Consider the following 26,618-nt stretch of genomic DNA (forward strand, 5'->3'; position numbering starts at 1 on the left):
GCGCTGGAACTTGGTTTCGAGCGGCAAATCCGTCACTCGCGCCTCGGCGCAGCCATACAGTCACCGGTGGCAACGACGCCACTGACCCCCGGGAGTCCTCGATGACGAGTACCACGCCCCATTCGCACGGAATCGGCATGCGCATCGCCGTCATCGTGCTCAGCCTGCTGCTGGCCGCCATGGTGGTCCTGTTCTTGGTGACCACCGGCAAGATCGCCGGCGGTGCCTCCGAACTCGCCGACGGCACGACATCGGCCAAGGACGGCTCGGCCGACCTGGCAGCCGGCGCTGCAGACCTCTCCACGGGCGCATCCCGCCTGGCCGAGGGCACCCAGGAGCTCGCAGCGGGAGCCGCCAGCGCGCAGGAAGGATCGCAGAAGCTGAGCGACGGTGCCACGACCGCAGCGACCGGCGCGACGACCCTGGCCGAGGGGGCGAACAGCCTCGCCGCCGGCGCATCGACCGCCGTGGTCGGTGCGGGCAAGGTCAGCGGGGGTGCGCAGACGGCGCTCGCCGGAGCGCAGGAACTCGCGACGAAGATGGCGCAGGCGGATGCCGGTGCACAGACCCTCTCTTCCGGGATGTCCACCCTCGCCGCCGGTGTCAACGGCGCGCATGCGTATGCGAACGGCGTGCTCGTCGGCGCGACGCAGCTCAGCGACACCCTCGGAACCAAGGTGAACGCCGACGTGGTGGCTCTCGCGCAGCCGGGAGCGAAGACGCTTCTCCAGGGCGTCGCGGCCACGGCGCCCGGCCACTCGCAGCAGCTCGCCGACGCCCTCGCGGGGATGCTCGCAGCCGACCCGGAGAACCCGCAGCTGAAGGCTCTCGCCGCTCTCGCCGCCGGAGTCGACCAGGAGGTCGATGCGATGGCTCCCGTCGCGGCCAAGGGCTCCGACCTCGCGCAGGGACTCGTCGCGGCCGCTGCCGGATCGGCTCAGGTGACGGGTGGCGTGAATGCGCTCATCAGCGGTGACGCCGCCCGCCAGTGGCCCGGCACCGCAGCACTCGTCGCTCCCCAGGGCGTGCCCGCTCTGGTCGCCGGCGCGCAGGCTCTGCACTCCGGCACGACGCAGCTCTCGGCAGGCGCATCGAGGCTCGCCGCGGGCCTGCAGACCCTCTCGACCGGGGCATCCGCCCTCTACTCGGGAACGGCGAACCTCAGCGCAGGCGCGACTCGCCTGAACGACGGCGCGACGACGCTCGCCACCGGCGTCGGGACGCTGCAGACCGGCGCGGGCGACCTGAACGTCGGGATCGAGAAGCTCTCCGCTGGCGCCACCACCGTCGCGGACGGCTCGGGCGAGCTCGCGGCCGGCGGCGACAAGCTCGAGGCCGGTGCTGCCGACCTCGCCGCGGGCAACGACCTGATCGCGGACGGGTCCGGCACGCTCGCCACCGCGACGGCCGGGGCCGCCCCGTCCATGACGCCGTGGGGCCTCGGTATCGCCCTCGCCGGGCTGATCGCGATCGGCTTCTGGGTCGGTCACCGCATCTCCCATCGACGCGCGCTGGCCCTGGCGGTCTGACTCCCCGACCCCGCCCGGCCCCATCCCGCCCGGCCCCACCCCAGCGCCCTGAGCGGATGTCTCCCACCGGCATCCGCTCAGGGCAGAGCCGCTCAGGGCAGAGCCGCTCAGGGCGGATTCGCGCCGTCCGCGATGTGCTGCGGCCGATGCTGGGGGCATGAGCGAAGACAACCCCATCCCGCAGTTCGGTCCCGAAGCCCGGCGCGCGCTGTTCCATGAGCGGGTGCTCGTGCTCGACGGCGCCCTCGACGACGACAACGGCACGCTGTTGATGACGCAGCTGCTCGCGCTGTCAGCCGAGGACCCCACGGCAGACATCGCCTTGTGGATCCACTCGCCCGGCGGGTCAGTGCCCTCGATGCTCGCGATCCGCGACATCATGCGGCTGATCCCCAACGACGTCGCGACCCTGGCTCTCGGTCTCGCGTGCAGCGCCGGGCAGTTCCTGCTCTCCGCCGGCACCCCGGGCAAACGCCGGGCGCTTCCGCACGCTCGGATCCTCATGCATCAGGGGTCCGCGGGCATCGGCGGCTCCGCGGGAGAGCTCGAGACGCAGGCCGACGACCTGCGGCACATGCGCGACACCGTGCTCGGACTGATCGCCGACGACACCGGTCAGCCCGTCGCGCGCATCTTCGAGGACTCGCTGCACGACCGCTGGTACACCGCGACGCAGGCGCAGGACTACGGCTTCATCGACGCGATCGTGGTCTCGATCGGCGACGTGATGCCGCGACGACGCGCGCGCGTCGGTCTGGGGGTGGACGCATGAGCACCTACTCGATCCCCAACGTCATCGCGCAGCATCCCCGAGGCGAGCGCATCATGGACGTGTACTCGCATCTGCTCGCGGAGCGCGTCATCTACCTCGGCACCGGCATCGATGCGGGGGTCGCGAACGCCCTCATCGCGCAGCTGCTGCACCTCGACGCGGACAGCCCGGAATCCGGCATCCAGTTCTACATCAACAGCGAGGGCGGCGATCCAGGGGCCGCGCTGGCGATCTACGACACCATGCAGCACATCCGTCCGCGCATCGCGACGACCTGCGTCGGCCAGGCCATCGGCCCCGCGGCGCTCCTGGTCGCTGCAGGAGACGTGGGGGAGCGGGCGGCCCTCGCCCACGCGCGCATCGTTCTGCATCAGCCCGCAGGGCAGTCGCGCGGTGCGATCCCCGACCTCATCCTCGCCGCCGACGAAGTGGTGCGGGTGCGTTCCGACATGGAGGAGATCCTCGCCAGGCACAGCGGTCGCACGGTCGCCGAGCTCCGAGCCGACACAGACCGTGATCGGGTGTTCACGGCACCCGCCGCGCTCGACTACGGACTGATCGACACCGTGCTCGGCGCGCGGAGCTGAGGCGGCGTCCGGGCTGCCGGACGGATGCATGAGCGACGGGCGGCTGCAGGACCGACGCGGGACCTGTGGTCATGCATCCGTCCGCCGCTCATGCAGGTGACGGGTCAGGACCAGATGACGGGTCAGCGACCACGGGTTCGGGGTCAGGCGGCGAGGGCGAACGCGCCGCGCGAGGGGGCCGTCGATCGCAGACTGTCGGCCACGTCGCTGGTGAGCTCGATCAGGCTCGTGTCGAGCGCACCGGCGATCGCGGCGATCATCTCGCTCGACGGCTCCTTCAACCCGCGTTCCACCTCGGAGAGGTACTGCGGCGAGACGCCGGCCTTCTCAGCGGTCTCGGTGAGCGTCTCCTCGCGGTCGTGTCGTCGACGACGCAGCTGGTCGCCGAGGAGGTGACGCCACAGCGGCTCGGGGTCGTTCGACTTCGGGCGGTCGGAGCGAGGAGTGTGCGGGAACGAGATCAGGTCGGCCATGCCTCACGATAGGCCGGGGTGTCCGGACGGTTCGAGCGGTTCTGCTCAGAGCAGAACAGCGGGTGCTCAGGCGTCCGCGTGATCAGGGGCGGAGTCCGTGGAAGCCGAGGAGCCGGCGCCTTCGGTCGAGGGGGATGCGGCGGCATCCGTCGCCGCCCAACTCGCGAGCATCCTCAACTTGTCGGCCGATGCCGTCCCTGGCTCCGCGGTGTAGGTCGAGAGGTGCAGCCCGGGATCGGCCGGGAGTTCGAAGGCCTCGTAGGAGAGCTCGATCTCCCCGACCACGGGATGCGCGATGCGCTTGACCCCGGTGCGGTGGAAGCGCACGTTGTGGGCGGCCCACAGCGTGCGGAACCGCTCGCTTCGCGTCGAGAGCTCGCCCACCAGGTCGGTGAGCTTCCGGTCGAACGGATTGCGTCCGGCTTCCCCGCGCATCGCGGCCACGAGCTCCTGCGTGTTCCGATCCCATTCGGGGTAGAACTCCTGCGCGGCCGGATCGAGGAAGGCGAAGCGCGCGCTGTTCGGCTGTGGCTGCGCGAACACGGGCGCGTAGAGGGCGCGACCCAGGGCGTTCGCCGCCAGGTAGTCGAAGTAGTTGTTGCGCACGATCGCCGGAGCTTCGGTCATGGCGTCGAGGAGGCGCAGGATGCTCGGACGCAGCTCTGTCGTCTTCTTCCGTGGTGCGCGCGCGACCGGCGAGGTGTTCGCGGCGCGGGCGAGGTCGAACAGGTGCGCGGTTTCGGCCTCATCCAGCTGGAGCGCACGGGACAGCGCATCGAGCACGCTGTCCGATGCCCCGGACAGGTCTCCGCGTTCGAGACGCGTGTAGTAGTCGACGCTGACCCCCGCGAGCAGCGCGACCTCCTCGCGGCGCAGTCCGGGAACGCGGCGGTTGCCGCCGAACGCCGGGAGTCCGGCCTGATCGGGGGTGATGCGTGCGCGCCTCGTGGAGAGGAACTCGCGCACCTCGCTGCGGGTGTCCATGCATCCGACGCTACGCGCTCGACGACCGCACAGGGAGGTACTGGCGGTACCGGTGACCCGGGCCGTACGTCAGAGGGCCGCGGTCACGCCGGGGAGCAGCTTTCCGAGGATCGCCCCCAGCTGCTCGCGTTCCTCGCCCGTGAGGGGGTCGAGCACGAGTTCCCGCACCTGCTCGACGTGCACGGGGGCCGCCGTGCGGAGCATCTCCCGCCCGGCCGGTGTCAGCGTGGCCGAGAGCGTGCGCTTGTCGGAGCCGCAGGAGGTGCGCTCGACCCAGCCGCGCTCCTCGAGCGAGTCCAGCGCGTGGCTCAGACGCGACCGGCTGAGGCCGGCGATGCGGGCGAGCTCGGTCATGGTCACGGCGCTCTCACCCCGGCCGGCCAGGGTGATGAGGATGGCGTAGCGGGCGTGGTTGAGACCGACCTCTTCCTTCAGCGTGCGGTCGAGCACCTGAGGGAGCAGCTGCACGAAGCGGATGACCGGCAGCCAGGTGTCCATCTCGGTGTCGTCGAGCCGACGCGGATTCTGCTCCGCCGTCCCGTCCGCCTCCGAGCTCATGATGCCCTCCCGTGCTGTCGCGCCTGCCGTCATGCCGCGGACAGGTCGAGTGTGTGCGCCGTGTGGTCGCGCTTGGCCTGCAGGTAGCGGGAGTTCGACTCCGACAGGTGCACCTGGGTGGGTACGCGCTCGGTCGCGCGGACCCCGAGGGCTTCGAGCTGCACCGCCTTGTCGGGGTTGTTGCTCAGCAGGCGGATGCCGTCGACGCCGAGCGCGTGCAGCATCTGCGCCGCCACCGTGTAGTCGCGCTCGTCCTCACCCCGGCCCAGGGCGACGTTCGCCTCGTACGTGTCGAGGCCGGCATCCTGCAGGGCGTACGCGTCGAGCTTGGCGTACAGGCCGATGCCGCGCCCCTCCTGGCGAAGGTAGAGCAGGAAGCCGCCCTCCTCCGCGATGCGCTCGACGGCCTCGCGCAGCTGAGGGCCGCAGTCACAGCGTTCCGACCCGAACACGTCGCCCGTCAGGCACTCGCTGTGCGGGCGCACGAGCGGGGCCTCGCCGCCGTCCTCCGCGCGATCGATCGCCGCCCGCCAGTCGCCCAGCCCGAGCAGCAGGTGCTCGCGGCCGTCGGCCAGCCCGTCGAAGGTGACCACGTCGGCGGTCGTGGAGAAGCCGTCGCCGAATCGCAGTGGGACGCGGACGCGGGTGCGTTCCGTCGCGACCGGAGCGACGGTTGAACTTTCAATCATGCCGGGTGCAACGCGCCCTGCTGCGGAGTATTCCCCGTGGAGCGGATTCCGAGGGGTTCCCTCAGTACCTCCCATCCGCCGTGGAATCGGAGTTGACTGGGGGTCACGCGACAGAAGGAGCATCACGAATGCGCGGAGTAGTCATGCACGCCCCAGGCGACGTCCGGGTCGAGGACAGGGAGAAGCCCACCATCACGCGGCCGACCGATGCCGTGATCCGTATCGCCGCGACCTGCATCTGCGGGTCCGACCTCTGGCCGTATCGCGGCGCCAACCCCGTGGACCACGATCCGATGGGACACGAGTACGTCGGCGTGGTCGAGGCCATCGGTGACGAGGTGCAGACGCTGGAGGTCGGCGACTTCGTGGTCGGCTCCTTCATGGCATCAGACAACACGTGCGAGATCTGCCGAGCGGGATACCAGTCCCGGTGCGTGCACGTCGTCCCGATGGGCAGGTACGGCACGCAGGCCGAGTACGCGCTCATCCCGCACGCCGACGGCACCCTGGTCGTCACTCCAGGACAGCCGGACGCCGACCTCATCCCGTCTCTGCTCGCCGCATCCGACGTCCTGGGAACCGGATGGTTCGCCGCGGTCGCCGCCGAGGTGGGGCCGGGCAAGACCGTCGCGGTCGTCGGCGACGGCGCGGTGGGTCTGCTGGGCGTCCTGGCCGCACGCGAGCTCGGCGCGGAGCGCATCATCGCGATGAGTCGCCATGCCGATCGGCAGGCTCTGGCGCGCGAGTTCGGTGCCACCGACATCGTCGAGGAGCGGGGGGACGAGGGGGTCGCCCGCATCAAGGAGCTCACGGACGGACTCGGCGCGCACTCCGTGATCGAGGCGGTCGGCACGCAGGAGTCGATGATGCAGGCGATCCGTTCCACCCGTCCCGGCGGCCACGTCGGCTACGTCGGTGTCTCCCACGATGTCGCCCTCCCCGGCGAAGAGCTCTTCTTCTCCGGAGTGCATCTGCACGGCGGCCCTGCTCCCGTGCGGCGCTTCCTCCCCGAGCTCATCCAGCTGATCTGGGACCGGAAGATCGATCCGGGCAAGGTGTTCGACCTCACGCTGCCGCTCGAGGACGCGGCGGAGGGCTACCGCGCCATGGACGAGCGACGCGCCACGAAGGTGCTGCTCACGGTGTGATGTGCGGAGGCGTGGGCTCCTGCGGGCGTCGTCGCTGTCGCTGTCGCACGAGCTTCACCTCGCTCGCGAGGATCCCGAGCACGACGAGTGCGCCGCCGATGAGCGCGGTCGCGGGCAGGCGCTCGCCGGCGAGGCGTCCGATGACCCCCGCCCACACCGGCTCTCCCGCGTAGATGATGGTCGCGCGTGTGGGGGAGACCGACTTCTGCGCCCAGTTCATCGTCAGCTGGATCAGACAGCTCGCCGCCCCCAGTCCCACCGCGCAGCCGACCCAGATCCAGGAGAAATCGGGAACCCCCTCACCGACCACCGGCATGGTGAGCAGTCCCAGCAGGCCGGCCGTGAGCAGCTGCACGATCGTGATGCGTCCGAGGTCGATCTTCCCGGCGAAAAGGCTGATCAGGATGATCTCGGCCGCGATCGGCAGGGTGCTGATCATGGTCGCGATCTCACCGGTGCCGAGCGTCAGGGCGAAGGCATCCGGCCCCGCGATGAACAGCAGCCCCACGAACGCCAGTCCCGCACCCGCGAACGCCATGGCCGGGGGACGCTTGCGGAACACGGCCCACTGGGCCAGCGGCACCATCGGCACGTACATCGCGGTGATGAACGCCGAGGTGCTGCTGTCGATGGTCTGCAACCCCAGCGTCTGCAGGCCGTAGCCGAGGTAGATCATGACGCCGATCGCGATGCCGGCGCCGATGTCGCGCCAGCGGATGCCGCGCAGAGCGCGTCGGAAGATCACGACGCTGATGAGTCCGGCGATGAGGAAGCGGATGCCGACGAAGAACCATGGCCCGGAGTGCTCCATGGCCCAGTGCACGAGCAGGAAGGTGCCGCCCCAGACCGCGGTGATCGCGATGAGCGCGGCTTCCTGGGGGCGCAGACGCATCCACCGGAGACGAGAGGGCATCGTTGCCCCTTTCTCGACGTTGCCGGATAGAGCCTAACGGGCCGCAGTCGTCGTTCGAATCGCGCGGATGGTGCCGAACAGCCGTCGGATCGAGCCAGTTGCGCGATGCGAAAGTGACGGGAGAAGACGGCCGGGCGCCGATGCCGCTGCGGACTCGGTAGCCTCGCAGCATGAGCGACTTCGTGAGTGCCGTCGAACTGAACGACCTGCTGACCGGGGGTGCGCCGGTGCGTGTGATCGACGTGCGCTGGCGCCTCGATCGTCCCGACGCCGGACACGACGACTACCTCTCGGGCCACATCCCCGGCGCGGTGTTCGCCGCTCTCGACACCGAGCTCGCCACGTACGGCGAGGCCGCGGAGGGGCGCCACCCGCTCCCGTCCACGGCCACGCTCCAGGACGCGGCCCGTCGCTGGGGGGTGCGATCCGGCGACACGGTCGTCGCCTACGACGACTACAAAGGCATCGCCGCAGCCCGCGCCTGGTGGCTCCTGCGGCAGGCCGGCGTCGACGTGCGCGTGCTCGACGGCGGCATCAGGGCGTGGCGGGCTGAGGGGTTCGACATCGCGACGGACGACGTGAGCCCGGAGCCCGGCGATGTCGTGCTCGACCCGATCGGAGACGATGCGTTGTCGATCGACGAGGCCGCGGCCTTCCCGGCGTCCGGGGTGCTGATCGACGCGCGGGCCGCGGATCGGTACCGAGGCGACTCGGAACCGTTCGATCCCGTGGGTGGTCACATCCCCGGTGCGCGCAATCTTCCCGAACCCGTGCACTTCGACGCGGACGGGAAGATCCTCGACAGGGAGACGATCCTGGCGACCTTCGCCGAGGTCGGCGTGACGCCGGGAACGCCCGTTGCCGCGTACTGCGGTTCGGGTGTGACGGCTGCCCACACCGCACTTGTACTGCACGAGGTCGGCATCGAGGCCAAGGTCTTTCCCGGTTCGTGGAGCCAGTGGTCGAACACCCCGGGGCGTCCGGTCGCGGTCGGCGATCAGCCCGGTTGATCCTCGCGGGGGCCGTACCCCCACTGCAGGCCCAGCGCGCCAGGCCCGAAAGCCCGACGCACCAGGTGGACCGAGTTCCCGCGAGGCGGCGGGAGGGGGGTGATCGTGACCCCGTCCGGCGTCTCGATGTGCTCCTCGCACCAGTCCGGGATCGCGTCGGGGTGGAAGCGCGTCCACACCAGCAGCTCCCTGGCCTTCTGCGCCAGCGCGTGGCCGGTGTCGTGGGTCTCCGGGTAGTCGGGCGGATACTCGACCGACCACTCGACCATCGCGGTCTCCGGCGCTGTCAGGGGGACGTCGAGTTCGAACAGCACACCGTGCACCTCGCCGTCCGGGTGGGAGTAGCGCGCCGCGATCCTCCCCCCTGACACGGCCTTGAGCAACGGCGCCGGCGTGCGGACGCCCGGGGTGATCTCCAGGAACGGTATCGCCGTGATCGTGCCCACCGTCGACTGCACGATGCTGCGCGTGATGCTGTACGCGACGTTGCCGTCGGCCCCGACATCCGTCACCGAATGGGTGGTGAGCTCGCGGGAGGTGTCGGGGTAGGCCGCCCCCAGCGCTCGGAAGGCCTCGATCACGGCCACCTCGAGCTCCTCCTCGTCGATCGGGAACTGGTTCGGCCCGAGGGGGCCCGTGCGATTGGTCGAGCGGAGCATCCTGCTCAGCGCGCCGACGCGGAGTCCGAGGAGCTCCTCGATGTCGGCGAGGGCTGCCAGCGACTGCGCGCCCTCCGGTCGCCTTGCGCCCGACCGCCAGTAGCTCAGGGTCGCCATCGACACGCGGTTACCCCGCGCCTTGAGCTGCCGCTGCAGCCAGGACAGGGTCACCGGTTTGGCGTTTATCGCGTCGCGCAGGGCGCTCGCGAAATCATCGTGCTCGGCTCTGCGCGCGTCATCTTCGAGATTCATCACAGATCCCCTCCGGTATGTGAAGATCAGCGCTTTAGAGTGAGCATACGACCGCACGCGCGTACCTCAGGGGACCGGGTGGGCATGTGGGGTCACTTGGCCGTCTTCGCGGGCAGGGTGCCCGTGCCTGCGAACGACCGGCCTGACGCAGTGATGCCCCCCTTGCTGCGTATGTCGTGAAGCCCGGCAATCGATCTGGGGAGATCCGCCGGGCTTCACGAATCCTCCCCCCGCACGGCTCCCGGCGTCGCGGCCACGCAGCCTTGCGTAGACTGGGAGCAACACCCCGGAGGACTCAGGACCGTCATGTCTGCCCCTGCTCGCGCATTCACCATGCGCCACGTGCAATTGCTGCGCGCGCTGTTCGCCGCCGTCGCCGCGCTCATGATCACGTTCTCGTCTGATCACTCCGCACCCGTCGGTCTGTCCGTCTTCAGCGGTTTCGTGTTCCTCACGGCGCTCGTACACGTGCTCGCCGCCTGGCTGGTGCTGCCGGCCGGATCGCGCTGGCCGTCCGTGCTGCTCGCCGCCGTCGGGGTGGTCGCCGGCCTCGTGAGCGGCATCCCCGTCTGGCGGTCTGACGATCTGTTCTTCGTCGTCGTCTCCTCCTGGGCGATCGTCAGCGGCGGCATCGAGCTGCTCGCCGGCATCCGCTCCCGTCGTGCCGGCGGCATGCTGTCCCGCGACGCGATCTCCGTGGGGGCGCTGGGCGTGCTGCTCGGTATCGCTCTGCTGCTGATCCCGTCCGGGTTCCTCCAGGAGTACACGATCGACGAGGCCGGCACGTTCGTGCTCTCCGGCATCATCCTGGGCGTCGGCATGTTCGGCGGCTACGCGGCGATCGTCGCGGTGTTCCTCGGCATCGCCGGCCTCACGCCGAAGCAGGCCGACGCGGTCACGACGGCATCCGATTCGAACGACAGCACCGCTCCTGCGGGGCACGGAGGAGAGCGATGAGCGACGAGAAGCCCACCCGCCGGGACATTCTGCGACCCCTGCACCTGCTCCTCATCGCACTCGGCTGCGGTGTGTTCGCCATGGTCGTCACGCTGGTCTCCACCGGTGCCTTCACCGCGCGGGTGAACGCCTCCATCGCCAACGGCACCTACGAGGGGCTGACCCCGATCGCCCTCGGACTCGTCGTGGGCGGCGGTGCGTTCATCGTGACGCTGCTGATCCTCGCGATGCTGATCCTCGCCGTCGATCCCGCCGACGTGACGAAGACGATCGATCGTCCCGTGCTGTACGACCCGGAGCCCGAGGGCGAGAACCCCGATTCCGCGGCGCCCGGTCGCTCCGCCTCTTCCTGATCCGATAGCCCCTCGAGCAGGTTCACTCACTCGACCCCGGCGGAACATCGGGTTAAAGCACTCAGAAGAACGCGCTGAAGCCGACACTTTCGGCATATCTTCTGGACAATCGTCGCTATACATCCGATGTTTCATAGCGCACACTGGCTCCGACGCCTCGCATCCACGATCGGCTGCGAGGCCGCACGGCCCCAGTAGATCAACGATGCTCCGGAGGATTGCTGTGATGAAGGACCCCATTTCCCGTCGCCAGGCACTGCAGGTGGGCGGTCTCGCCCTTCTCGCCCCGCTCGTCCCCCAGTTCCTCGCCGCCCGCCCCGCCGCGGCGAGCACGTTCTCGGCGCAGGCTCCTCTCCGCGCCGTGCCGGCGGGGGCGATCCCGCGCCCACAGCTGTCGCCGTACGCGCTCTGGTACGCGACGCCGGCGACGGACTGGGAGACCCAGGCTCTCCCGATCGGCAACGCCCGTCTCGGCGCGAAGCTGTTCGGCAACCCGGACGCCGAGGTGATCCACTTCAGCGAGCAGAGCCTGTGGGGCGGGGTCAACGACTACGACAACGCTCTCGCCGGTCAGCCAGACGGTGCGTACGACACCAGCGTGACCGGCTTCGGATCCTTCCGCGACTTCGGCGAGGTGACGGTGGCGTTCGGTGCGCGCACGACCGTCAGCTCTCCCGGCGGCCCGTACCAGGTGTCCGGCGGCGAGAGCGTCGAGAAGACGTTCGACGGCAACCCCGCCACGAAATGGTGCCTGATCGCGCCGCCCGCAGAGGTGACGTGGCAGGCCGATCTCGCCGCCCCCGCCGTCGTCTCGTCGTATGTGCTCACGAGTGCCAACGACGTCCCTGCGCGGGACCCGCAGGACTGGCGCCTGGAAGGCTCGTCCGACGGCGCGGCGTGGGTCGTGCTCGACGTCCGCTCCGAGGCGCCGTTCCCCCAGCGACTCCAGTCCAAGAGCTTCTCGGTCGCCAACACCACCGCGTACGCCCACTATCGCTTCGTCTTCGCCCCGAAGGCGGGAGTCAGCCACTTCCAGGTGGGGGAGATCGCGCTCGGCGGCGTCGAACTGGCGCAGGGAAGCGCCGTCTACGTGTCATCGCCCAGCGGTCACGCGGACTCCCTCGTCGGCAGCATCGATGCCGATCCCGCGACCGTCTGGGCTGTTCCCGCGACGGGCGGTGGCGCGGTGTGGCAGGTCGAGCTCGCCACGAAGAACACCCTGAACGGCTACGTGCTCACCAGCGCACCGGACACGCCGGAGCAGGATCCACGCGACTGGATCGTCGCCGGCTCGGATGACGGGCTGACCTGGAAGACCCTCGACACCCGAGTAGGGGAGACGTTCCCCGAGCGCGGCGTGGGGCGGACGTTCACGTACGCGAACACAACCGCGTTCGCGATGTACCGCATCTCGTTCTCCGCGCCGGGTGCCATCCGTCTCGGCGGCATCGCCTTCACCGGCGGCGGTTTCAGCACGGCGGGCGCCAAGGCGGTCGTGGACTACCGGCGTGCACTCGACATCGCGGACGGCACCCACAGCACTCACTTCGCGACCGCACAGGGGACGGTGTTGCGCGAGGCCTTCGCGAGCCGGGAGGCCGACATCATCGCGGTGCGGTTCACCGCCGATCGGCCCGGTGCGCTGACGGCGCTGCTCACTCTGACGTCCAAGCAGGACGGCGTCGCCACCGTTGCCGACGCGGGCGGACGTCGGCTGAGTTTCGCCGGGACGATGGCCAACGACCTCACGCACGCGGCCGTCGTCCGCATCGCCGAGACCGACGGCCGGGTCGTCGCCGCCGAGGGCGGGCTGCGCGTCTCGGAGGCGTCGAGCATCACACTGCTGCTCGACGCGCGCACCGACTATCGTCTGAGCGCGGCGCACGGCTGGCGAGGCGCCGCACCGCAGCCCGCGATCGAGAAGGCGCTGAACGCCGCCGCCTCCCGGTCGTGGCAGAGTCTCCGCTCTGCGCACACCGCACAGGTCTCCGAGCTGATGCAGCGCGCGAAGGTGGAGTGGGGAGCGACCGACGGCACCGTGACGGCCATGCCCACGGATCGCCGGCTGCTCCGCTACGGGAAGGGGGAGGCGGACCCCACGCTCGAGCAGACGCTCTATGCGTACGGCCGGTATCTGCTCCTCAGCTCGTCGAAGCCCGGGGGGCTGCCGGCCAACCTGCAGGGGCTGTGGAACAACAGCAACCAGCCGGCGTGGGCCAGCGACTACCACACCAACATCAACGTGCAGATGAACTACTGGGGCGCGGAGACCGCCGACCTCCCGGAGTCCCATGAGGCGCTCGCGACGTTCATCCGCGAGGTGGCGGTCCCCAGCCGGGTGGCGACGCGCAACGCCTTCGGCGCCGACGTGCGCGGGTGGACCGCCCGCACCTCGCAGAGCATCTTCGGCGGCAACTCGTGGGAGTGGAACACGATCGCGAGCGCCTGGTACGCCCAGCACCTCTACGAGCACTGGGCGTTCACGCAGGACAAGAAGTACCTACGCGACCTCGCCTACCCGCTGATCAAGGAGATCTGCCAGTTCTGGGAGGACCAGCTCAAAGAGCTTCCCGACGGCACGCTGGTCGCGCCGATGGGCTGGTCTCCGGAGCACGGTCCGCGCGAGGACGGCGTCATGCACGACCAGCAGATCATCTGGGATCTGTTCCAGAACTACCTCGAGTGCGCCGAAGCCCTCGGTGCCGACAAGACCTACCGGAAGACCGTCGCCGACATGCAGTCCCGTCTGGCTCCCAACAAGATCGGCCGCTGGGGGCAGTTGCAGGAGTGGCAGACCGACCGTGACGACCCGAACGACATCCACCGGCATACGTCGCACCTGTTCGCCGTGTACCCGGGGCGGCAGATCACCCCCGACACCCCGGAGCTCTCCGCGGCGGCCCTGGTCTCGCTGAAGGCCCGCTGCGGGGAGAAGGAGGGTGTGCCGTTCACCGCCGCCACGGTCTCGGGAGACAGTCGCCGTTCGTGGACCTGGCCGTGGCGGGCCGGTCTCTTCGCGCGCCTGGGTGATGCCGAGCGGGCGGGGATCATGGTGCGAGGACTGCTCACCTACAACATCCTGCAGAACCTCTGGGCGAACCATCCGCCGTTCCAGCTCGACGGCAACTACGGCATCGTCGGAGCGATCGCGGAGATGCTGGTGCAGAGCCATGGTGGGGTGATCCGTCTGCTCCCCGCCGTGCCGGCGGACTGGGCGGTGAGCGGATCGTTCGCCGGTCTCCGCGCGCGGGGCGGGTATCGCGTGGACTGCACCTGGCGGGACGGGAAGGTCGTGTCCTACGACGTGGTCGCCGACCGCGCGCCGAACATGAGCAACGTGATCGTGGTCGTCAACGGGGAGCGTCGCAAGGTGAAGCCGGGCAACCCGAAGAACGGCAAGCCCATGCGCGACCTCGGTCCGGCGCACTGAGCAGGGGCGGCGCGCGGGGCGGGGACGATCCGGAATACCGGTGGGGTGGATCGGCTTGTCCCTGAGGTGACTGCCTCCGTCGACCGCGCCTCCATCGGACTCCGGTCGGAGCGCGGACCCATCCTCGGCGCGCTCATGCTCGCCACCGGGCTCATCGCGATCGACGCCACGATCCTCGCGACCGCCGTCCCGAGCATCGTGCGCGACCTCGGCAGCTACCAGCAGTTCCCCTGGCTGTTCTCGGTGTACCTCCTGGCGCAGGCCGTGAGCGTGCCCATCTACTCCCGCTTCGCGGACACCGTGGGCCGCAAGCCGATCATCCTGCTCGGCATCGCCCTGTTCCTGCTCGGGTCCATCCTCTGCGGGTTCGCCTGGAGCATGCCGGCGCTGATCGTGTTCCGCATCGTCCAGGGCATCGGAGCCGGTGCCGTCGCACCGATGTCGATGACCATCGTCGGTGACATCTACACGGTCGCCGAACGCGCCAAGGTGCAGGGATACGTCGCGAGCGTGTGGGCCATCTCCTCGGTGGTGGGCCCCGCGCTCGGCGGCATCTTCGCCCAGCTCGACGCCTGGCGATGGATCTTCTGGATCAACGTGCCCCTGTGTCTGATCGCCGGGTGGATGCTGCTGCGCAACTACAAGGAGCAGAAGCAGACCCAGCGGCACAGCATCGACTACGGGGGAGCGGTGCTGCTCACCATCGGGCTCACGGCGCTCATCCTCGGCATGCTGGAGGGAGGAAACGCCTGGGCGTGGCTGTCCGTGCAGAGCGTCCTCTGCTTCGGGATCGGCGTGGTCGCGCTGCTGGCCTTCGGGGTCGTGGAGCGCCGTGTCGCCGAGCCGATCGTCGACCTGCGGCTGGTGACGCGTCGGCTCATCCTCACGACCACGTTGGTCTCGCTCGGCATCGGCGCGCTCATGCTCGGTGTGACGAGCTTCGCCCCCGCCTACCTCGAGGGATCCATCGGCATCGCTCCCCTGCTGTCGGGTCTCGCGGTGGCAGCTCTGACCCTCGGCTGGCCGCTCGCCGCCGCGAACGCCGGACGGCTGTACCTGCGCATCGGCTTCCGTCGCACCACGCTCATTGGCATGAGCATCACGACGCTCGCCGCCATCATGCTCGCTGCCGTCGCCTCCTGGCCGAACCCGTTCGTCATCGCCGGCATCGCGTTCCTCCTGGGCTTCGGGCTCGGGTGGAGTGCGGCCCCGACGCTGATCGCCGCCCAGGCCTCGGTCGGCTGGGGCGAGCGCGGCGCGGTGACGGGGATGAATGCCTTCGCGCGGTCGGCGGGAAGCGCTGTGGGCGTCGCCGTGTTCGGCGCGATCTCGAATGCGGCCATCGCGCAGGGTGCGGGCGCGGACGACCCCGACACGATCGTCCACGCGTCGGTGTGGGTGTTCGTCGCCGTCGCGGTGACCGCGGTTCTCACTCTCCTGGCGGCGTCGTTCATGCCGAAGGACAGCGTCGAGGAGCACTCCGGCGAGTCGGGCTCCTAGCTCCTCCCGGGTTCAGCGCGCGAGGCGCTCCGCGATGCCCGTGTAGGTGGCCGGGGTCAGCGCGAGCAGGCGCTGCTTGGCGGCATCGCCGATCTCGAGGCCCTGCACGAACTCGGCGAGGTCGGCGGCACCGACCCGGTGACCACGGGTGAGCTCCTTGAGGAGCGCGTACGGGTCGGTGATCGAGGAGCGGCCTGCCACGACCTCGGCGCGGATGACCGTCTGGATCGCCTCGGCGAGCACCTCCCAGTTCACGTCGAGGTCGGCGAGCAGCACGTCGCGCGACAGCGATATCGCGTTCAGGCCGCGGCGCAGGTTGTCGAGTGCGAGCAGCGAGTGCCCGAACGCGACGCCGATGTTGCGCTGCGTGGTGGAATCGGTGAGGTCACGCTGCAGGCGGCTCGTGACGAGCGTCTGGCCGAGCGATGCGAGCAGGGCTCCCGAGATCTCGAGGTTGGCCTCGGCGTTCTCGAAGCGGATCGGGTTGATCTTGTGCGGCATCGTCGACGAGCCGGTGGCACCCGCGACCGGGATCTGCGCGAAGTAGCCGAGCGAGATGTAGGTCCAGATGTCGGTGGCGAGGTTGTGCAGGATGCCGCCCGCGTGACGCACGCGGTCGTACAGCTCGACCTGCCAGTCGTGCGACTCGATCTGCGTCGTGAGGATGTTGAAGCCCAGGCCCAGTCCCTCGATGTACTCGCGGGCGATGGTCGGCCAGTCGGCGTCCGGGTCTGCCGCGAGGTGGGCGGACCAGGTGCCGGTCGCGCCGGAGAACTTCGCGAGATACTCGGAACCGGCGATCTGGCTGCGCACGCGCTCCAGGCGCCAGGCGAAGACCGCGAGCTCCTTGCCCATCGTCGAGGGCGTTGCGGGCTGGCCGTGCGTGCGCGAGAGCATCGCGGCGTCGGCGTGCTCGACCGCGAGCTCGCGCAGCTTCGCGATCACGGTGTCGAGGGCCGGGAGCCAGACCTCCTCGACCGCGCGCTTGACGGTGAGGGCGTAGGACGCGGAGTTGATGTCCTCGCTCGTCGCGGCGAAGTGCGTGAGCTCGGAGATGCGGTCGAGGCCGAGCGTCGAGAGCCGGTCGCGCACGAGGTACTCGATCGCCTTCACGTCGTGCTGGGTGACGGCTTCCTTCTCGGCGAGCCAGTCGATCTCGGCCTGACCGAAGTCGCGGTAGAGCGAACGCAGGCGCTCCTTGTCCTCGTCCGACAGCGGGCTCGTCTCGAACAGCGAACGGTCGGTGAGCGCGATCAGCCACTCGACCTCGACCTCGACGCGTGCCCGGTTCAGGCCCGCCTCGGACAGGAAGTCGGCGAGACCGGTGACGGCGCCACGGTAGCGGCCGTCGAGGGGGCTCAGGGGCTGGGGCGGGAGCGAAGGCTGGAAAGTCAGGGGAGTCCTCCTGATCGGGCCCCTCAGAGGCGGGGCGTGCGGGGGAGACGCAGAGCGGGTTCGAGCTGGCGGAACAGGCCCCGAGTCGCCGCCTCAATCATACCGAGCACGGAATCGAACATCTCCGCGCCCGCGTAGTACGGGTCGGGCACGTCGTGGGTGGTCGCCGTCGGGTCGAAGGCCAGCAGCAGGGTGACCTTCCCCTCCTCGTCCTCGTCGTGGGCCCATTCCCGCAGGATGCGCTCGTGCGTGCGGTCGAGCGCGACGACGAGATCGTTGTCGGCGAAGGCGGCCGCGGTGAACTGACGGGCGCGGTGCTGGGAGCCGTCGTAGCCGCGACGCGCCAGCGAGTCGATCGTACGGTGATCGGCACGCTCGCCCAGATGCCAGTCGCCTGTTCCGGCGCTGCGCGAGACGATGCGCGGGCCGAGTCCCTGCCGCTCGGCGAGGTCGCGGAAGACGACTTCGGCCATGGGAGAGCGGCAGATGTTCCCCGTGCAGACGAAGATCACGCGGAAGGGATCCGGGGATGTCACAGATACATTCTGCCCGCCCATGGCCGTCCTGCACAGCGCGAACCTGCTCGCGCGGCCCCTGCACACCGTGGGCGGGCGACCACCTGTCCACGGGTTGCGTATTCCGAGCGACCCGCGTGGAGCGCGATCCCGAATGCTGGAGCCATGTACTCGTTCGCACCCGAGCAGTCCGGTGGATCCGCGCAGTCGTGGGGGCAGGCCCTCGGGCACCGGGGGATCGGTGATGCCATCACGACGCTGGAGGAGGCGGGAGCGCTGCTGGTCTCGCTCGTCGACGCGACGGACTGGAGCTCGGAGGGGTTCCGCGCGCTCCACGAACTCCTCGCGCGGGTACGCGATGACACCGGAACGCAGCTCGGAAGTCTTCGGATCCGGCAGTGGGAGCTGGAGGGATCGGAATGATGGGGGTCGCACGCGCGCACGACGCCTCCGTTGCCGGCGGCCTGGAGATCGACCACGGCGGCGCGATCGCGATCGACACCGAGCAGTTGCGCGAGGTCGGCGCGCACCTGCGGACGGTCGCGGCGCGATACGAAGAGGCTCGGGATTCGGTGGTCACCGCTGCGGAGGCGATCTCGTCATCCGATGCTCCCGCGCTGCGCGTCGACATCGGCGCTCTGCGACTCAGCGGCGAGCGGATCGGTGCACTCGCTGCGGAGATCGAGAACGCCTGCACGGGAACGCTGTTGATGGCCGACGCATTCGAGCTGGTGGAACTGCGGGCACAGGCCGAGGCGCTCGCCCTCACCGACGCCGCAGCGGCGAACGACGTGCGCGCACGGGCCGACGAGATGATCGCCGACGACGAGCGCGTGGGGCGGATGGCGGACTGGCTGGTCGCCGGCTGGGAGCGACGGAGGTTCGAAGGGCTCGGAGATCAGTACGACCTGGGTGGGATGCTGCCGCCGATGTTCCTGGTCGGGGCGCTGGTCGGGCTCGCCTCGGGGTATGGGAAGGTGCGGCCGGGGGTGGCGGGATCCGAGGTGCCGGGCGTGAAGGCTCCGACCTCCGTGCCGGTGGATCCGGTGCAGGTGACACCGGTGAAGACGTCGACTCCGCGCGCGCCGGACGACCTCGCCGGAGCGTTCAGGAGGATCCCGGGCGGGGGAGCCCAGGTCGCCGTGGAGAAGTACACGATGGTCGGCGGCGCGACCCGCTATGTGGCCTACGTGGCCGGTACCCAGAATTCACTGCTGTCCCTGAAGAAAGGCGCGGAGCCGTGGGACATGACCTCGAACATCGAGCTCTATCAGGGCGCTACGTCGGCGTCGTACCAGGCGACTCTCGATGCTCTGGCGGCCGCCGGTGTCGAACCGGGCGATCGCGTCGACGTGGTCGCGCACTCGCAGGGCGGGATGATCGCCACGCGACTCGCCGTGGAGAGCGAGTACGAGGTGTCGATGCAGATCACGGCGGGGAGCCCCACCGAACCGACACTCCGGGAGGAGCAGACGCTGATCCAGCTCCGTCACACCGACGATGTCGTATCGGCGCTCGCCGCGGGCGGGTCGGCAGAGGGGACGGGGTCGCCCGACAGCTTCACCGCCTCGCGGGTCGGTGATCCGGGGGACGGCGTCGAGGACCTGCGGTTGAAGACCCACGGTCTCGAGACGTACATCGAGACCGCCGAGATGGTGGATGCGTCGACCGACCCTCGCGCGGTGGCTCTCGACGGGTACTGGGATGAGCTCGGGCGGGCCGTCGAGGTCGAGCGCACCGAGTACCGCGCGGAGCGGAGCGGGTGACCGTGGTGGCTGTCGCCGGTGGCTGTCACCGCGGTGTCAGCGGGTCAGTCGCGACGGCTCTTGCTCTGCGGGCGCAGGATGAATCCGAAGATGCCGTTGATCACCGAGATGATCAGTGCTGCGAGCACGCCCCACCAGAAGTCGCCGACCGTGAGACCCCAGCCGAATCCGCTCGTGATCCAGGCGGTCAGCCACAGCAGGAACCCGTTGATCAGGAAGCCGATCAGGCCGAAGGTGATGATGTAGAGCGGGAACGCGACGATCTTCACGACCGTGCCGATGATCGTGTTCACGAGTGCGAAGATCGCGGCCACCGCTAGCAGGGTCAGCACCAGCTGCAGCGTCTCGCCGGGCGGGAAGGCCCTGATGGTCACCTGCAGGGCAGGGATCAGCGTGACGACCCAGAGGGCGAAGGCGTTGACGACGACGCGGATGATGAAGCGCATAGTCCGACCAGTGTCCCACGGACTCTCGTGCGTGTCAGCGGGCGGTGTCTTCCACGGGAATGCGGTCTGCGCGAATGCGTTGCTCCGACTCATCCAGATCGATCGTGCCGGACGCTACGCCGATCACCAGATCGAATGCGTCGTCTGTCGTGAAGCGGTGCTTCCAGCCGTTGATCCACAGAAACGCCACGAAACTCGTCCATGCCGTCCGCTTGTTCCCGTCGAACAGCGGGTGGTTTCGCGCAAGGGATTCGAGGAGAGCTGCAGCCTTCCGGTCGATGGTCGCGTACGCGTCATCACCGAAGAGCGAAGCCGCTGGGCGGGCGAGGGCTGACGCAAGCAAGCCCGCGTCGCGAACGTGAAAGCCGAACCGCTCGACGATCTGGAGACCGTCTTCCAACGTGAGGTATTCGGTCATGCGTCTTCGAGGCGCTCGAGCAGGACCTTGTCATTGTCGAACACGAAGTCGACCGCAGAATTCACGAGAGCCGACCGGCTGGTGTCATTCGCGAACCGCGTCGCTGCCTCGATGATCACCGCATGCTTCGAGGTATGACGGGCGCGCGCGATCGCCTCGAGCTGGGCATCGAGTTCTTCCGGGAGTCGCACCGTCATGGCCATACCAGAATGGTACCACCGGGCATCGAGCCGCGACAGGGGGCGAACGAGCGCGATCCGTCCCCTCGGGCTGTGCTCGCCCGCCCTCGTAGACTCGACCTCGTGACCGAGCCGATCCTGCCCCGCATCCGTCCCGCCATCGCCGCTCTCGCTCCGTATCGCCAGGGAAAGCAGGCCGGCCCCGATGCGTTCAAGCTGTCGAGCAACGAGAACCCGTTCGACCCGCTGCCGTCGGTGCTCGACGCGCTGAAGAGCACCACTCCCATCAACCGCTACCCGGATGCCACCGCCGGTCGCCTGCGCGCGCGACTGGGTGCCCGCTACGGGGTCGAGCCCGACCAGGTGCACGTGGCCTCGGGCAGCGTGTCGATCCTGCATCAGCTGATCCTGGCCACCGCCTCGGTCGGCGACGAGGTCATCTACGCGTGGCGCTCCTTCGAGGCGTACCCGAGCCTTCCGCTCGTCGCCGGAGCGACCGGTGTGCAGGTGCCGCTCACCGCCGACTCCCGCCATGACCTCGAAGCGATGGCGGATGCGGTGACCGAGCGCACCCGCGCGATCATCCTGTGCACGCCCAACAACCCGACCGGTCCGATCATCACCTCGGCCGAGTTCGCCGCCTTCGTCGCGCGGGTGCCCGGCGACATCCTGATCATCCTCGACGAGGCCTACGCCGAATTCGTCACGGCGCCGGGTGCGGTCGACGGTCTGGCGGAGCGCGTGTTCGAGCAGCACCCGAACGTGGTGGTGCTGCGCACCTTCTCGAAGGCCTACGGTCTCGCCGGGCTGCGCGTCGGCTATGCGATCGGGCACGAGAAGGTGCTCGACGCCGCCCGCACGACCGGCATCCCGCTCTCGGTCACCTCCGCTGCCGAGAACGCCGCGATCGCCAGCCTCGACGCCGAATCGGAGCTCCTGGAGCGCGTCGCCGTCATCGTCGAACGCCGCGGCCGTCTCGTGGAGGGGCTTCGTGCACAGGGGTGGGAGGTGCCGGACTCCCAGTCGAACTTCGTCTGGCTGCCCGCGGGCGAACGCACCGACGAGGTGGCTGCCGCATTCGTCGAGAACGACCTCATCGTGCGTCCGTTCTCCGGCGACGGCATCCGCATCTCGGTGGGCGAGGAGGACTCCGTCGCCCGCGTGCTCGAGGTCGCCGGCTCCCTCCGCTGAGTCGCCGCATTCCGCGCCTTCTCGCGGATTTCTCCGGTTTCCAGGCATTTACGAGGGCGTCCTAGGTATGCGTGACCTGGCATGCGGGCGCGGGTAGCGTGAGAGCGTGACCACCTCCGAGACACCCCTTGTGAGCGTTCTGGACGAGACCGGACGGTACGCTCCGTCCGCCGCCGCAGAACGGTACCTTCCTCTGATCGACGCGATCGGCGATGCGGAACTCGAGCAGTTCTACCGGGACATGGTCGTCATCCGCGCGATCGATACCCAGGCGACGAACCTGCAGCGTCAGGGCCAGCTCGCGCTGTGGCCGCCGAGTCGTGGACAGGAGGCGGCGCAGGTCGGATCCGGGCGCGCGCTCCGCGCCCAGGACACCGTCTTCCCCTCCTACCGCGAGCACGCCGTGACCCGCATCCGCGGCGTCGATCCGGTCGACATCATCAAGCTCATGCGGGGCGTCTCGCACGGCGGGTGGGACCCGACCGACCCCGAGAACGGCAACACCCGGCTGTACACGCTGGTGCTCGGATCGCAGGTGCTGCACGCCGCGGGCTACGGCATGGGCCTCGCCTTCGACGGACGCACCGGCTCCGGTGATCTCGACCGCGACGAGGCGGTCATCGTCTACTACGGCGACGGCGCATCCAGCCAGGGCGACGTGCACGAGGCGATGGTCTTCGCCGCGAGCTACCAGGCTCCGACGGTGTTCTTCCTGCAGAACAACCACTGGGCCATCTCGGTGCCCGTCTCCACCCAGTCGCGCGTGCCGCTCGTGCAGCGCAGCGCGGGCTACGGCATCCCGAGCGTCCGTGTCGACGGCAACGACGTGCTTGCCAGCTACGCCGTCTCCCGTGTCGCGCTGGATGAGGCTCGCGAGGGCAAGGGGCCGCAGGCCATCGAGGCCGTGACATACCGGCTCGGCGCACACACGACGAGCGACGACCCGACCAAGTACCGGGGCAGCGACGAGGAGCAGTACTGGGCCGGTCGCGATCCCATCGTGCGGATGCGGGCCTTCCTCGAAGCGCGCGGAGCGTCGGAGCAGCTGTTCGCCGATGTCGAGGCCGAGGCGGCCGATGCCGCAGAGGATCTGCGCGCCCGCACGGTCGAGCTCGGGCCGCCCAGCGCCGACAAGATGTTCGACCACGTGTACAGCGAGCCGCATCCGCTGATCGACCAGCAGAAGGCCTGGCATGCGCAGTACGAGGCGTCCTTCGAAGGAGGAGCCCAGTGACTCTGGAGACGATGCCGCTCAGCAAGGCGCTGAATGCGGGTATGCGCAAGGCGATGGAGAACGACCCGAAGGTCCTGCTCATGGGCGAGGACATCGGCAAGCTCGGCGGCGTCTTCCGGGTGACGGAGCATCTGCAGCGCGACTTCGGCGATCGCCGGGTGCTCGACACCCCGCTGGCCGAGTCCGGGATCGTCGGCACAGCGATCGGCATGGCGATGGTCGGGTACCGCCCGGTGATCGAGATCCAGTTCGACGGATTCGTGTTCCCCGCGTTCGACCAGATCACCACGCAGCTGGCGAAGCTGACCAACCGGCATGAGGGCACGATCAGCATGCCGATCGTGATCCGCATCCCGTACGGCGGACACATCGGCGCGGTCGAGCACCACCAGGAGAGCCCGGAGGCGTACTTCGCGCACACCCCCGGCCTGCGTGTGGTGTCGCCGTCGACGCCGAACGATGCGTACTGGATGATCCAGGAGGCGATCGCGTCGAACGACCCGGTGATCTTCATGGAGCCGAAGAGCCGGTACTGGCAGAAGGGCGAGGTCGAGCTCGACGCCTCGGCCGTTCCACTGCACTCCTCGCGCGTCGTGCGCACGGGCAGCGACGTGACGCTCGTCGGGCACGGGGCGATGGTCACCACGCTCCTGCAGGCCGCCGCGCTCGCCGAGGCCGAGGGCACGAGCTGCGAGGTCGTCGACGTGCGCTCGATCTCTCCGGTCGACTACGAGCCCATCCTCGACTCGGTGCGCAAGACCGGCCGCATGGTCTACGCGCAGGAGGCGCAGGGCTTCGGCAGCATCGGCGGCGAGATCGCCGCGACCGTCATGGAGCGCGCGTTCTATGCGCTCGAGGCTCCGGTGCTGCGCGTCTCCGGCTATGACACTCCGTTCCCGCCCGCGAAGCTCGAAGGCGCGTACCTCCCGGATGCCGACCGCATCCTCGAGGCCGTCGACCGCTCGCTGGCATACTGACACTCCCGCTCGGCCGAAAGGACTCGTCATGAGCACGCAGAACTTCACCCTTCCGGACGTCGGCGAAGGCCTGACCGAGGCCGAGATCGTGGCCTGGAAGGTCGCTCCTGGCGACACCGTCGCGATCAACGACGTGGTGTGCGAGATCGAGACGGCCAAGTCGCTCGTCGAGCTGCCGTCGCCGTATGCGGGCGTGGTGGGCGAACTCCTCGCGGCGGAGGGCACGACCGTCGAGGTCGGCACCCCCATCATCACGTTCCTGACCGAGCCGGCGACGGGGGCTCCTGCTGCCCCGGCGGTTGCAGCTCCCGCGGCGGAAGAGGGCGGCGGTTCCGTGCTGGTGGGCTACGGCACGGGAGGCGGAGCCACCTCGCGGCGCAAGCGTCCGGCCGAGCGACCCGTCCGCTCCTCGGTGGGGGTGATCGCGAAGCCGCCGATCCGCAAGTTGGCCCGCGACCTCGGCGTCGACCTCACCGCGGTCGCCGCGACCGGTGCCGACGGGGAGGTCACGCGCGACGACGTGATGAAGCACGCCTCGCAGGCGAGCGTCTTCCGCAACATCGAGACCCCCGAGTGGGGGACCGTGCGCGAGGAGACGGTGCCCGCCCCGCAGGCTGCGCCAGCAGGACTCGCTCGCGGCCTCACCGCAACGCGTCCGTCGGCTGCAGGTGACGACCGCACCGAGTCGATCCCGGTCAAGGGTGTGCGCAAGGCCACGTCGTCGGCGATGGTGCAGAGCGCGTACTCGGCCCCGCACGTGACGGTGTGGAAGGAGATCGACGCCACCCGCACGATGGAACTCGTCAAGCGCCTCAAGGCCTCGCCCGACTACGCCGACATCAAGGTGTCGCCGCTGCTCATCATGGCCCGCGCCGTGATCTGGGCCGCCCGCCGCACCCCGATGGTCAACGCCGCCTGGATCGAGACCGAGTCCGGAGCCGAGATCGCCGTCCGCCACTACGTGAACCTCGGTATCGCCGCCGCCACCCCGCGCGGCCTGCTCGTGCCCAACATCAAGGACGCGCAGGACCTGAGCATGAAGGAGCTGGCGCGGGCACTGAACCGTCTCACGCTCACGGCCCGCGACGGCAAGACCCCGCCGGCCGATCAGCAGGGCGGCACGATCACGATCACGAACATCGGTGTGTTCGGGATGGATGCCGGCACCCCGATCATCAACCCCGGCGAGGCCGGGATCGTGGCGATGGGCACCATCAGTCAGAAGCCGTGGGTCGTCGACGGCGAGGTGCGCCCCCGTTGGGTGACCACGGTGGCCGGATCCTTCGACCACCGCGTGATCGACGGCGACGGCATGAGCCGCTTCATCGCCGACGTCGCCTCTATCCTCGAGGAGCCCGCACTGCTCGTGGACTGACCCGCATCACGCACGTGACCGCCCGGTCACGCACTTTGGCGCAGACGTTCCTCCGCCAACCGCGGCACCGCGTGCTCCCTGGCCGCGCGTCGGGCGGTCGCCACGGCCCCGCGTGAGACGACCTCGGCACCCAGTGTCGACGCGAGGATCTCCGGGGCGGGCAGGTGCAGCTCCTGGGGGAGGATGCGGCGGGCAGCGGTCAGCACGGGCTCGATGCTCTCGGCGACCGCTCCGCACACGATGACGCGAGCCGGGTCGTACATGCTGCCGAGCACACCGACGACGCGGGCCACGGTGGCCCCGACGCGGGAGGTGATCAGCACCGCGTCCCGGTCGCCCGACGCGGCGAGGGTCAGCACGAGTCGAGGGTCGATGCGACGTGTGCCGACGAGGCGTCCGACGGCGCTGTCGTGCGAGATCTCACCGGAGTCGACTGCCGCGCGCACCTGGTCCTGCACGGCATAGCGCAGGCCGAACGCCGAGCCGACACCCACGATGTGATCGAACACGACGCCCTCGCCGACACCGCCGTGCGCGCCGTGCAGCACGTGCCCGTCGACCACCACGCCGCCGCCGAAGCGCTCGCTCGCGAGCAGGGCGACGTAGTCGCGGCATCCGATCGCGGCTCCCTCGGCCCCTTCGGCGATCGCGGCGAGCTGGGCGTCGTTCTTGATCTGCACGACGGGTGCCCAGTCCTCCAGTGCCTCGGCGAGCCCGGGGTTCGTGCGCTCCCAGAAGCCTTCCGGGTGCGGGGGCGAGATGCCGTCGCGGTTCACCGGTGCCGCGACCCCGACGCACACGGCGAGCACCTGCTCGCGCGCGACCCCGGCTTCGGTGAGCGCATCGCCGAGGCGCCCGAGGATCGTCGCGCGCCGCTCGGAGACCGTCTGCGTCGGATCGAACTCCACCCGGTGGTGCACGAGCGTCTCGTCGAGCAGGTCGGCCACGGTCACGGCGAGGTGGGTGTCGCCCGCATCGACGCCGATCACGACGCCCAGGTCGGCGGGCAGCACGAAGCGGCGAGAGGGTCGCCCTGCGCGGTAGGTGCCGGCGGCGCGGGCGTTGGGGAGTTCACGGAGGATCTCCGCGCCGACCAGGGTGTCGATCGCGTCGATGGCGGTCGAGCGGGTCAGCGAGGTGCCGGCCATGGCCTCGGACGCGGTGAACTCGCCAGCCGTCCAGGCGAAGTCGAGCACGGCGCTCACGCTCGCTCGACCGGTGCCCAAGCCTGCGGAGACATCTGCCACGGCGCTTGACCTTCCTCTCGTCCAATGAGAGAGTACCGTTCGACAGAGTAAATTCGCTCAC

At 69.6% G+C, this 26,618-nt stretch carries 27 protein-coding genes; 15 read left to right on the forward strand and 12 right to left on the reverse strand.

Translation table 11 applies throughout. The features are described 5' to 3' along the window. Nucleotides 1-101: 101 nt before the first annotated feature. The 3 genes from AAY78_RS12405 to AAY78_RS12415 all read left to right on the forward strand — a co-directional run bounded on the left by AAY78_RS12405 (nucleotide 102) and on the right by AAY78_RS12415 (nucleotide 2,888). The gene (locus tag AAY78_RS12405) at nucleotides 102-1,529 is read left to right on the forward strand and encodes a hypothetical protein (RefSeq protein ID WP_197077698.1); all 1,428 of its coding nucleotides are present in this window, start codon (nucleotides 102-104) and stop codon (nucleotides 1,527-1,529) included. Between the two features lie 157 nt (nucleotides 1,530-1,686). Continuing rightward, nucleotides 1,687-2,301, forward strand: a complete 615-nt coding sequence (locus AAY78_RS12410; RefSeq protein WP_046748605.1) for a ClpP family protease — start codon at nucleotides 1,687-1,689, stop codon at nucleotides 2,299-2,301. Then, nucleotides 2,298-2,888: a ClpP family protease gene (locus AAY78_RS12415; protein ID WP_046748606.1), complete on the forward strand. Its 591-nt coding sequence runs from the start codon at nucleotides 2,298-2,300 to the stop codon at nucleotides 2,886-2,888. The genes AAY78_RS12410 and AAY78_RS12415 overlap by 4 nt, the downstream gene beginning before the upstream one ends. A 143-nt stretch (nucleotides 2,889-3,031) precedes the next feature. On the opposite strand, the gene AAY78_RS12420 is transcribed toward AAY78_RS12415, so the two are convergent. The 4 genes from AAY78_RS12420 to AAY78_RS12435 all read right to left on the reverse strand — a co-directional run bounded on the left by AAY78_RS12420 (nucleotide 3,032) and on the right by AAY78_RS12435 (nucleotide 5,592). Continuing rightward, a complete protein-coding gene (locus tag AAY78_RS12420) occupies nucleotides 3,032-3,361 on the reverse strand; it encodes a helix-turn-helix domain-containing protein (RefSeq protein ID WP_046748607.1) in 330 nt (109 codons plus the stop codon). A gap of 66 nt (nucleotides 3,362-3,427) precedes the next feature. Next, a complete protein-coding gene (locus AAY78_RS12425) occupies nucleotides 3,428-4,345 on the reverse strand; it encodes a helix-turn-helix domain-containing protein (protein ID WP_046748608.1) in 918 nt (305 codons plus the stop codon). Nucleotides 4,346-4,414: 69 nt separating this feature from the next. Continuing rightward, a complete protein-coding gene (locus tag AAY78_RS12430; protein ID WP_046748754.1) occupies nucleotides 4,415-4,903 on the reverse strand; it encodes a MarR family winged helix-turn-helix transcriptional regulator in 489 nt (162 codons plus the stop codon). Between the two features lie 29 nt (nucleotides 4,904-4,932). Beyond that, nucleotides 4,933-5,592, reverse strand: a complete 660-nt coding sequence (locus AAY78_RS12435) for a GTP cyclohydrolase II (protein ID WP_046748609.1) — start codon at nucleotides 5,590-5,592, stop codon at nucleotides 4,933-4,935. Nucleotides 5,593-5,720: 128 nt separating this feature from the next. Between AAY78_RS12435 and AAY78_RS12440 the strand changes: the two genes are divergently transcribed. Beyond that, nucleotides 5,721-6,740, forward strand: a complete 1,020-nt coding sequence (locus AAY78_RS12440; RefSeq protein WP_046748610.1) for a zinc-dependent alcohol dehydrogenase family protein — start codon at nucleotides 5,721-5,723, stop codon at nucleotides 6,738-6,740. Here AAY78_RS12440 and AAY78_RS12445 read toward each other — a convergent pair. Then, on the reverse strand, nucleotides 6,730-7,653 hold the full coding sequence (locus AAY78_RS12445) for a DMT family transporter (protein ID WP_046748611.1): 924 nt from the start codon (nucleotides 7,651-7,653) through the stop codon (nucleotides 6,730-6,732). The genes AAY78_RS12440 and AAY78_RS12445 overlap by 11 nt on opposite strands. A gap of 170 nt (nucleotides 7,654-7,823) precedes the next feature. On the opposite strand from AAY78_RS12445, the gene AAY78_RS12450 reads away from it, so the two are divergent. After that, nucleotides 7,824-8,663, forward strand: coding sequence for a sulfurtransferase (locus tag AAY78_RS12450; protein WP_046748612.1), 840 nt, complete (start codon nucleotides 7,824-7,826; stop codon nucleotides 8,661-8,663). Here the strand turns inward: AAY78_RS12450 and AAY78_RS12455 are convergent. Then, entirely contained in the window at nucleotides 8,651-9,574 is a 924-nt protein-coding gene (locus tag AAY78_RS12455) for a hypothetical protein (protein ID WP_046748613.1), read from the reverse strand. The two genes, AAY78_RS12450 and AAY78_RS12455, sit on opposite strands and share 13 nt — an antisense overlap. Before the next feature lie 306 nt (nucleotides 9,575-9,880). On the opposite strand from AAY78_RS12455, the gene AAY78_RS12460 reads away from it, so the two are divergent. From AAY78_RS12460 to AAY78_RS12475, 4 genes are all read left to right on the forward strand, one after another. Then, nucleotides 9,881-10,531, forward strand: a complete 651-nt coding sequence (locus tag AAY78_RS12460; RefSeq protein ID WP_046748614.1) for a hypothetical protein — start codon at nucleotides 9,881-9,883, stop codon at nucleotides 10,529-10,531. After that, nucleotides 10,528-10,884: a hypothetical protein gene (locus AAY78_RS12465; RefSeq protein ID WP_046748615.1), complete on the forward strand. Its 357-nt coding sequence runs from the start codon at nucleotides 10,528-10,530 to the stop codon at nucleotides 10,882-10,884. The genes AAY78_RS12460 and AAY78_RS12465 overlap by 4 nt, the downstream gene beginning before the upstream one ends. 226 nt (nucleotides 10,885-11,110) lie before the next feature. Next, a complete protein-coding gene (locus tag AAY78_RS12470; protein ID WP_082108675.1) occupies nucleotides 11,111-14,314 on the forward strand; it encodes a glycosyl hydrolase family 95 catalytic domain-containing protein in 3,204 nt (1,067 codons plus the stop codon). A gap of 66 nt (nucleotides 14,315-14,380) precedes the next feature. Beyond that, on the forward strand, nucleotides 14,381-15,814 hold the full coding sequence (locus AAY78_RS12475) for an MFS transporter (RefSeq protein WP_046748616.1): 1,434 nt from the start codon (nucleotides 14,381-14,383) through the stop codon (nucleotides 15,812-15,814). A 12-nt stretch (nucleotides 15,815-15,826) separates the two neighbouring features. Here the strand turns inward: AAY78_RS12475 and purB are convergent, their stop codons facing one another. Further along, nucleotides 15,827-17,209 (reverse strand): adenylosuccinate lyase, encoded by a 1,383-nt coding sequence (purB, locus tag AAY78_RS12480; protein ID WP_046748617.1) that lies wholly within the window; start codon nucleotides 17,207-17,209, stop codon nucleotides 15,827-15,829. A 23-nt stretch (nucleotides 17,210-17,232) separates the two neighbouring features. Continuing rightward, nucleotides 17,233-17,682, reverse strand: a complete 450-nt coding sequence (locus AAY78_RS12485; protein WP_230977858.1) for a low molecular weight protein-tyrosine-phosphatase — start codon at nucleotides 17,680-17,682, stop codon at nucleotides 17,233-17,235. 207 nt (nucleotides 17,683-17,889) lie between these two features. Here AAY78_RS12485 and AAY78_RS12490 point away from each other — a divergent pair, with 207 nt between their 5' ends. Together AAY78_RS12490 and AAY78_RS12495 are read left to right on the forward strand one after the other, a co-directional pair. Next, the gene (locus AAY78_RS12490; protein WP_046748619.1) at nucleotides 17,890-18,147 is read left to right on the forward strand and encodes a hypothetical protein; all 258 of its coding nucleotides are present in this window, start codon (nucleotides 17,890-17,892) and stop codon (nucleotides 18,145-18,147) included. After that, the gene (locus AAY78_RS12495; protein ID WP_156172653.1) at nucleotides 18,144-19,490 is read left to right on the forward strand and encodes a hypothetical protein; all 1,347 of its coding nucleotides are present in this window, start codon (nucleotides 18,144-18,146) and stop codon (nucleotides 19,488-19,490) included. Before AAY78_RS12490 ends, AAY78_RS12495 begins: the two co-directional genes overlap by 4 nt. Nucleotides 19,491-19,534: 44 nt before the next feature. Here the strand turns inward: AAY78_RS12495 and AAY78_RS12500 are convergent, their stop codons facing one another. Genes AAY78_RS12500 through AAY78_RS12510 form a run of 3 tightly spaced genes read right to left on the reverse strand, consistent with a single transcriptional unit; the run spans nucleotide 19,535 to nucleotide 20,557 of the window. Next, a complete protein-coding gene (locus AAY78_RS12500; protein WP_046748621.1) occupies nucleotides 19,535-19,936 on the reverse strand; it encodes a phage holin family protein in 402 nt (133 codons plus the stop codon). A 34-nt stretch (nucleotides 19,937-19,970) separates the two neighbouring features. Further along, on the reverse strand, nucleotides 19,971-20,354 hold the full coding sequence (locus AAY78_RS12505) for a type II toxin-antitoxin system death-on-curing family toxin (RefSeq protein ID WP_046748622.1): 384 nt from the start codon (nucleotides 20,352-20,354) through the stop codon (nucleotides 19,971-19,973). Beyond that, nucleotides 20,351-20,557 (reverse strand): ribbon-helix-helix protein, CopG family, encoded by a 207-nt coding sequence (locus tag AAY78_RS12510; protein ID WP_052748773.1) that lies wholly within the window; start codon nucleotides 20,555-20,557, stop codon nucleotides 20,351-20,353. Before AAY78_RS12510 ends, AAY78_RS12505 begins: the two co-directional genes overlap by 4 nt. Nucleotides 20,558-20,656: 99 nt before the next feature. On the opposite strand from AAY78_RS12510, the gene AAY78_RS12515 reads away from it, so the two are divergent. The 4 genes from AAY78_RS12515 to AAY78_RS12530 all read left to right on the forward strand — a co-directional run bounded on the left by AAY78_RS12515 (nucleotide 20,657) and on the right by AAY78_RS12530 (nucleotide 25,310). Continuing rightward, nucleotides 20,657-21,724 (forward strand): histidinol-phosphate transaminase, encoded by a 1,068-nt coding sequence (locus AAY78_RS12515; RefSeq protein WP_046748757.1) that lies wholly within the window; start codon nucleotides 20,657-20,659, stop codon nucleotides 21,722-21,724. 106 nt (nucleotides 21,725-21,830) lie between these two features. Then, the gene (pdhA, locus tag AAY78_RS12520; protein ID WP_046748623.1) at nucleotides 21,831-22,958 is read left to right on the forward strand and encodes a pyruvate dehydrogenase (acetyl-transferring) E1 component subunit alpha; all 1,128 of its coding nucleotides are present in this window, start codon (nucleotides 21,831-21,833) and stop codon (nucleotides 22,956-22,958) included. 11 nt (nucleotides 22,959-22,969) lie between these two features. After that, entirely contained in the window at nucleotides 22,970-23,935 is a 966-nt protein-coding gene (locus AAY78_RS12525) for an alpha-ketoacid dehydrogenase subunit beta (RefSeq protein WP_046748758.1), read from the forward strand. Between the two features lie 28 nt (nucleotides 23,936-23,963). After that, nucleotides 23,964-25,310: a dihydrolipoamide acetyltransferase family protein gene (locus tag AAY78_RS12530; protein WP_046748624.1), complete on the forward strand. Its 1,347-nt coding sequence runs from the start codon at nucleotides 23,964-23,966 to the stop codon at nucleotides 25,308-25,310. Nucleotides 25,311-25,336: 26 nt separating this feature from the next. Here the strand turns inward: AAY78_RS12530 and AAY78_RS12535 are convergent, their stop codons facing one another. Next, a complete protein-coding gene (locus tag AAY78_RS12535; RefSeq protein ID WP_046748625.1) occupies nucleotides 25,337-26,557 on the reverse strand; it encodes an ROK family protein in 1,221 nt (406 codons plus the stop codon). Between the last annotated feature and the right edge of the window lie 61 nt (nucleotides 26,558-26,618).

This window comes from Microbacterium sp. Ag1, from assembly GCF_001005635.1.
In the GTDB taxonomy this organism is placed as follows: Bacteria; Actinomycetota; Actinomycetes; order Actinomycetales; family Microbacteriaceae; genus Microbacterium; species Microbacterium oxydans.

Excerpts from the sequence above, each read along its gene's own strand:
- AAY78_RS12405 (WP_197077698.1), top strand. The coding sequence starts at position 102 with ATGACGAGTACCACGCCCCATTCGCACGGAATCGGCATGCGCATCGCC.
- AAY78_RS12410 (WP_046748605.1), top strand. The coding sequence starts at position 1,687 with ATGAGCGAAGACAACCCCATCCCGCAGTTCGGTCCCGAAGCCCGGCGC.
- AAY78_RS12415 (WP_046748606.1), top strand. The coding sequence starts at position 2,298 with ATGAGCACCTACTCGATCCCCAACGTCATCGCGCAGCATCCCCGAGGC.
- AAY78_RS12420 (WP_046748607.1), bottom strand. The coding sequence starts at position 3,361 with ATGGCCGACCTGATCTCGTTCCCGCACACTCCTCGCTCCGACCGCCCG.
- AAY78_RS12425 (WP_046748608.1), bottom strand. The coding sequence starts at position 4,345 with ATGGACACCCGCAGCGAGGTGCGCGAGTTCCTCTCCACGAGGCGCGCA.
- AAY78_RS12430 (WP_046748754.1), bottom strand. The coding sequence starts at position 4,903 with ATGAGCTCGGAGGCGGACGGGACGGCGGAGCAGAATCCGCGTCGGCTC.
- AAY78_RS12435 (WP_046748609.1), bottom strand. The coding sequence starts at position 5,592 with ATGATTGAAAGTTCAACCGTCGCTCCGGTCGCGACGGAACGCACCCGC.
- AAY78_RS12440 (WP_046748610.1), top strand. The coding sequence starts at position 5,721 with ATGCGCGGAGTAGTCATGCACGCCCCAGGCGACGTCCGGGTCGAGGAC.
- AAY78_RS12445 (WP_046748611.1), bottom strand. The coding sequence starts at position 7,653 with ATGCCCTCTCGTCTCCGGTGGATGCGTCTGCGCCCCCAGGAAGCCGCG.
- AAY78_RS12450 (WP_046748612.1), top strand. The coding sequence starts at position 7,824 with ATGAGCGACTTCGTGAGTGCCGTCGAACTGAACGACCTGCTGACCGGG.
- AAY78_RS12455 (WP_046748613.1), bottom strand. The coding sequence starts at position 9,574 with ATGAATCTCGAAGATGACGCGCGCAGAGCCGAGCACGATGATTTCGCG.
- AAY78_RS12460 (WP_046748614.1), top strand. The coding sequence starts at position 9,881 with ATGTCTGCCCCTGCTCGCGCATTCACCATGCGCCACGTGCAATTGCTG.
- AAY78_RS12465 (WP_046748615.1), top strand. The coding sequence starts at position 10,528 with ATGAGCGACGAGAAGCCCACCCGCCGGGACATTCTGCGACCCCTGCAC.
- AAY78_RS12470 (WP_082108675.1), top strand. The coding sequence starts at position 11,111 with ATGAAGGACCCCATTTCCCGTCGCCAGGCACTGCAGGTGGGCGGTCTC.
- AAY78_RS12485 (WP_230977858.1), bottom strand. The coding sequence starts at position 17,682 with ATGGCCGAAGTCGTCTTCCGCGACCTCGCCGAGCGGCAGGGACTCGGC.
- AAY78_RS12490 (WP_046748619.1), top strand. The coding sequence starts at position 17,890 with ATGTACTCGTTCGCACCCGAGCAGTCCGGTGGATCCGCGCAGTCGTGG.
- AAY78_RS12495 (WP_156172653.1), top strand. The coding sequence starts at position 18,144 with ATGATGGGGGTCGCACGCGCGCACGACGCCTCCGTTGCCGGCGGCCTG.
- AAY78_RS12500 (WP_046748621.1), bottom strand. The coding sequence starts at position 19,936 with ATGCGCTTCATCATCCGCGTCGTCGTCAACGCCTTCGCCCTCTGGGTC.
- AAY78_RS12505 (WP_046748622.1), bottom strand. The coding sequence starts at position 20,354 with ATGACCGAATACCTCACGTTGGAAGACGGTCTCCAGATCGTCGAGCGG.
- AAY78_RS12510 (WP_052748773.1), bottom strand. The coding sequence starts at position 20,557 with ATGGCCATGACGGTGCGACTCCCGGAAGAACTCGATGCCCAGCTCGAG.
- AAY78_RS12525 (WP_046748758.1), top strand. The coding sequence starts at position 22,970 with ATGCCGCTCAGCAAGGCGCTGAATGCGGGTATGCGCAAGGCGATGGAG.
- AAY78_RS12530 (WP_046748624.1), top strand. The coding sequence starts at position 23,964 with ATGAGCACGCAGAACTTCACCCTTCCGGACGTCGGCGAAGGCCTGACC.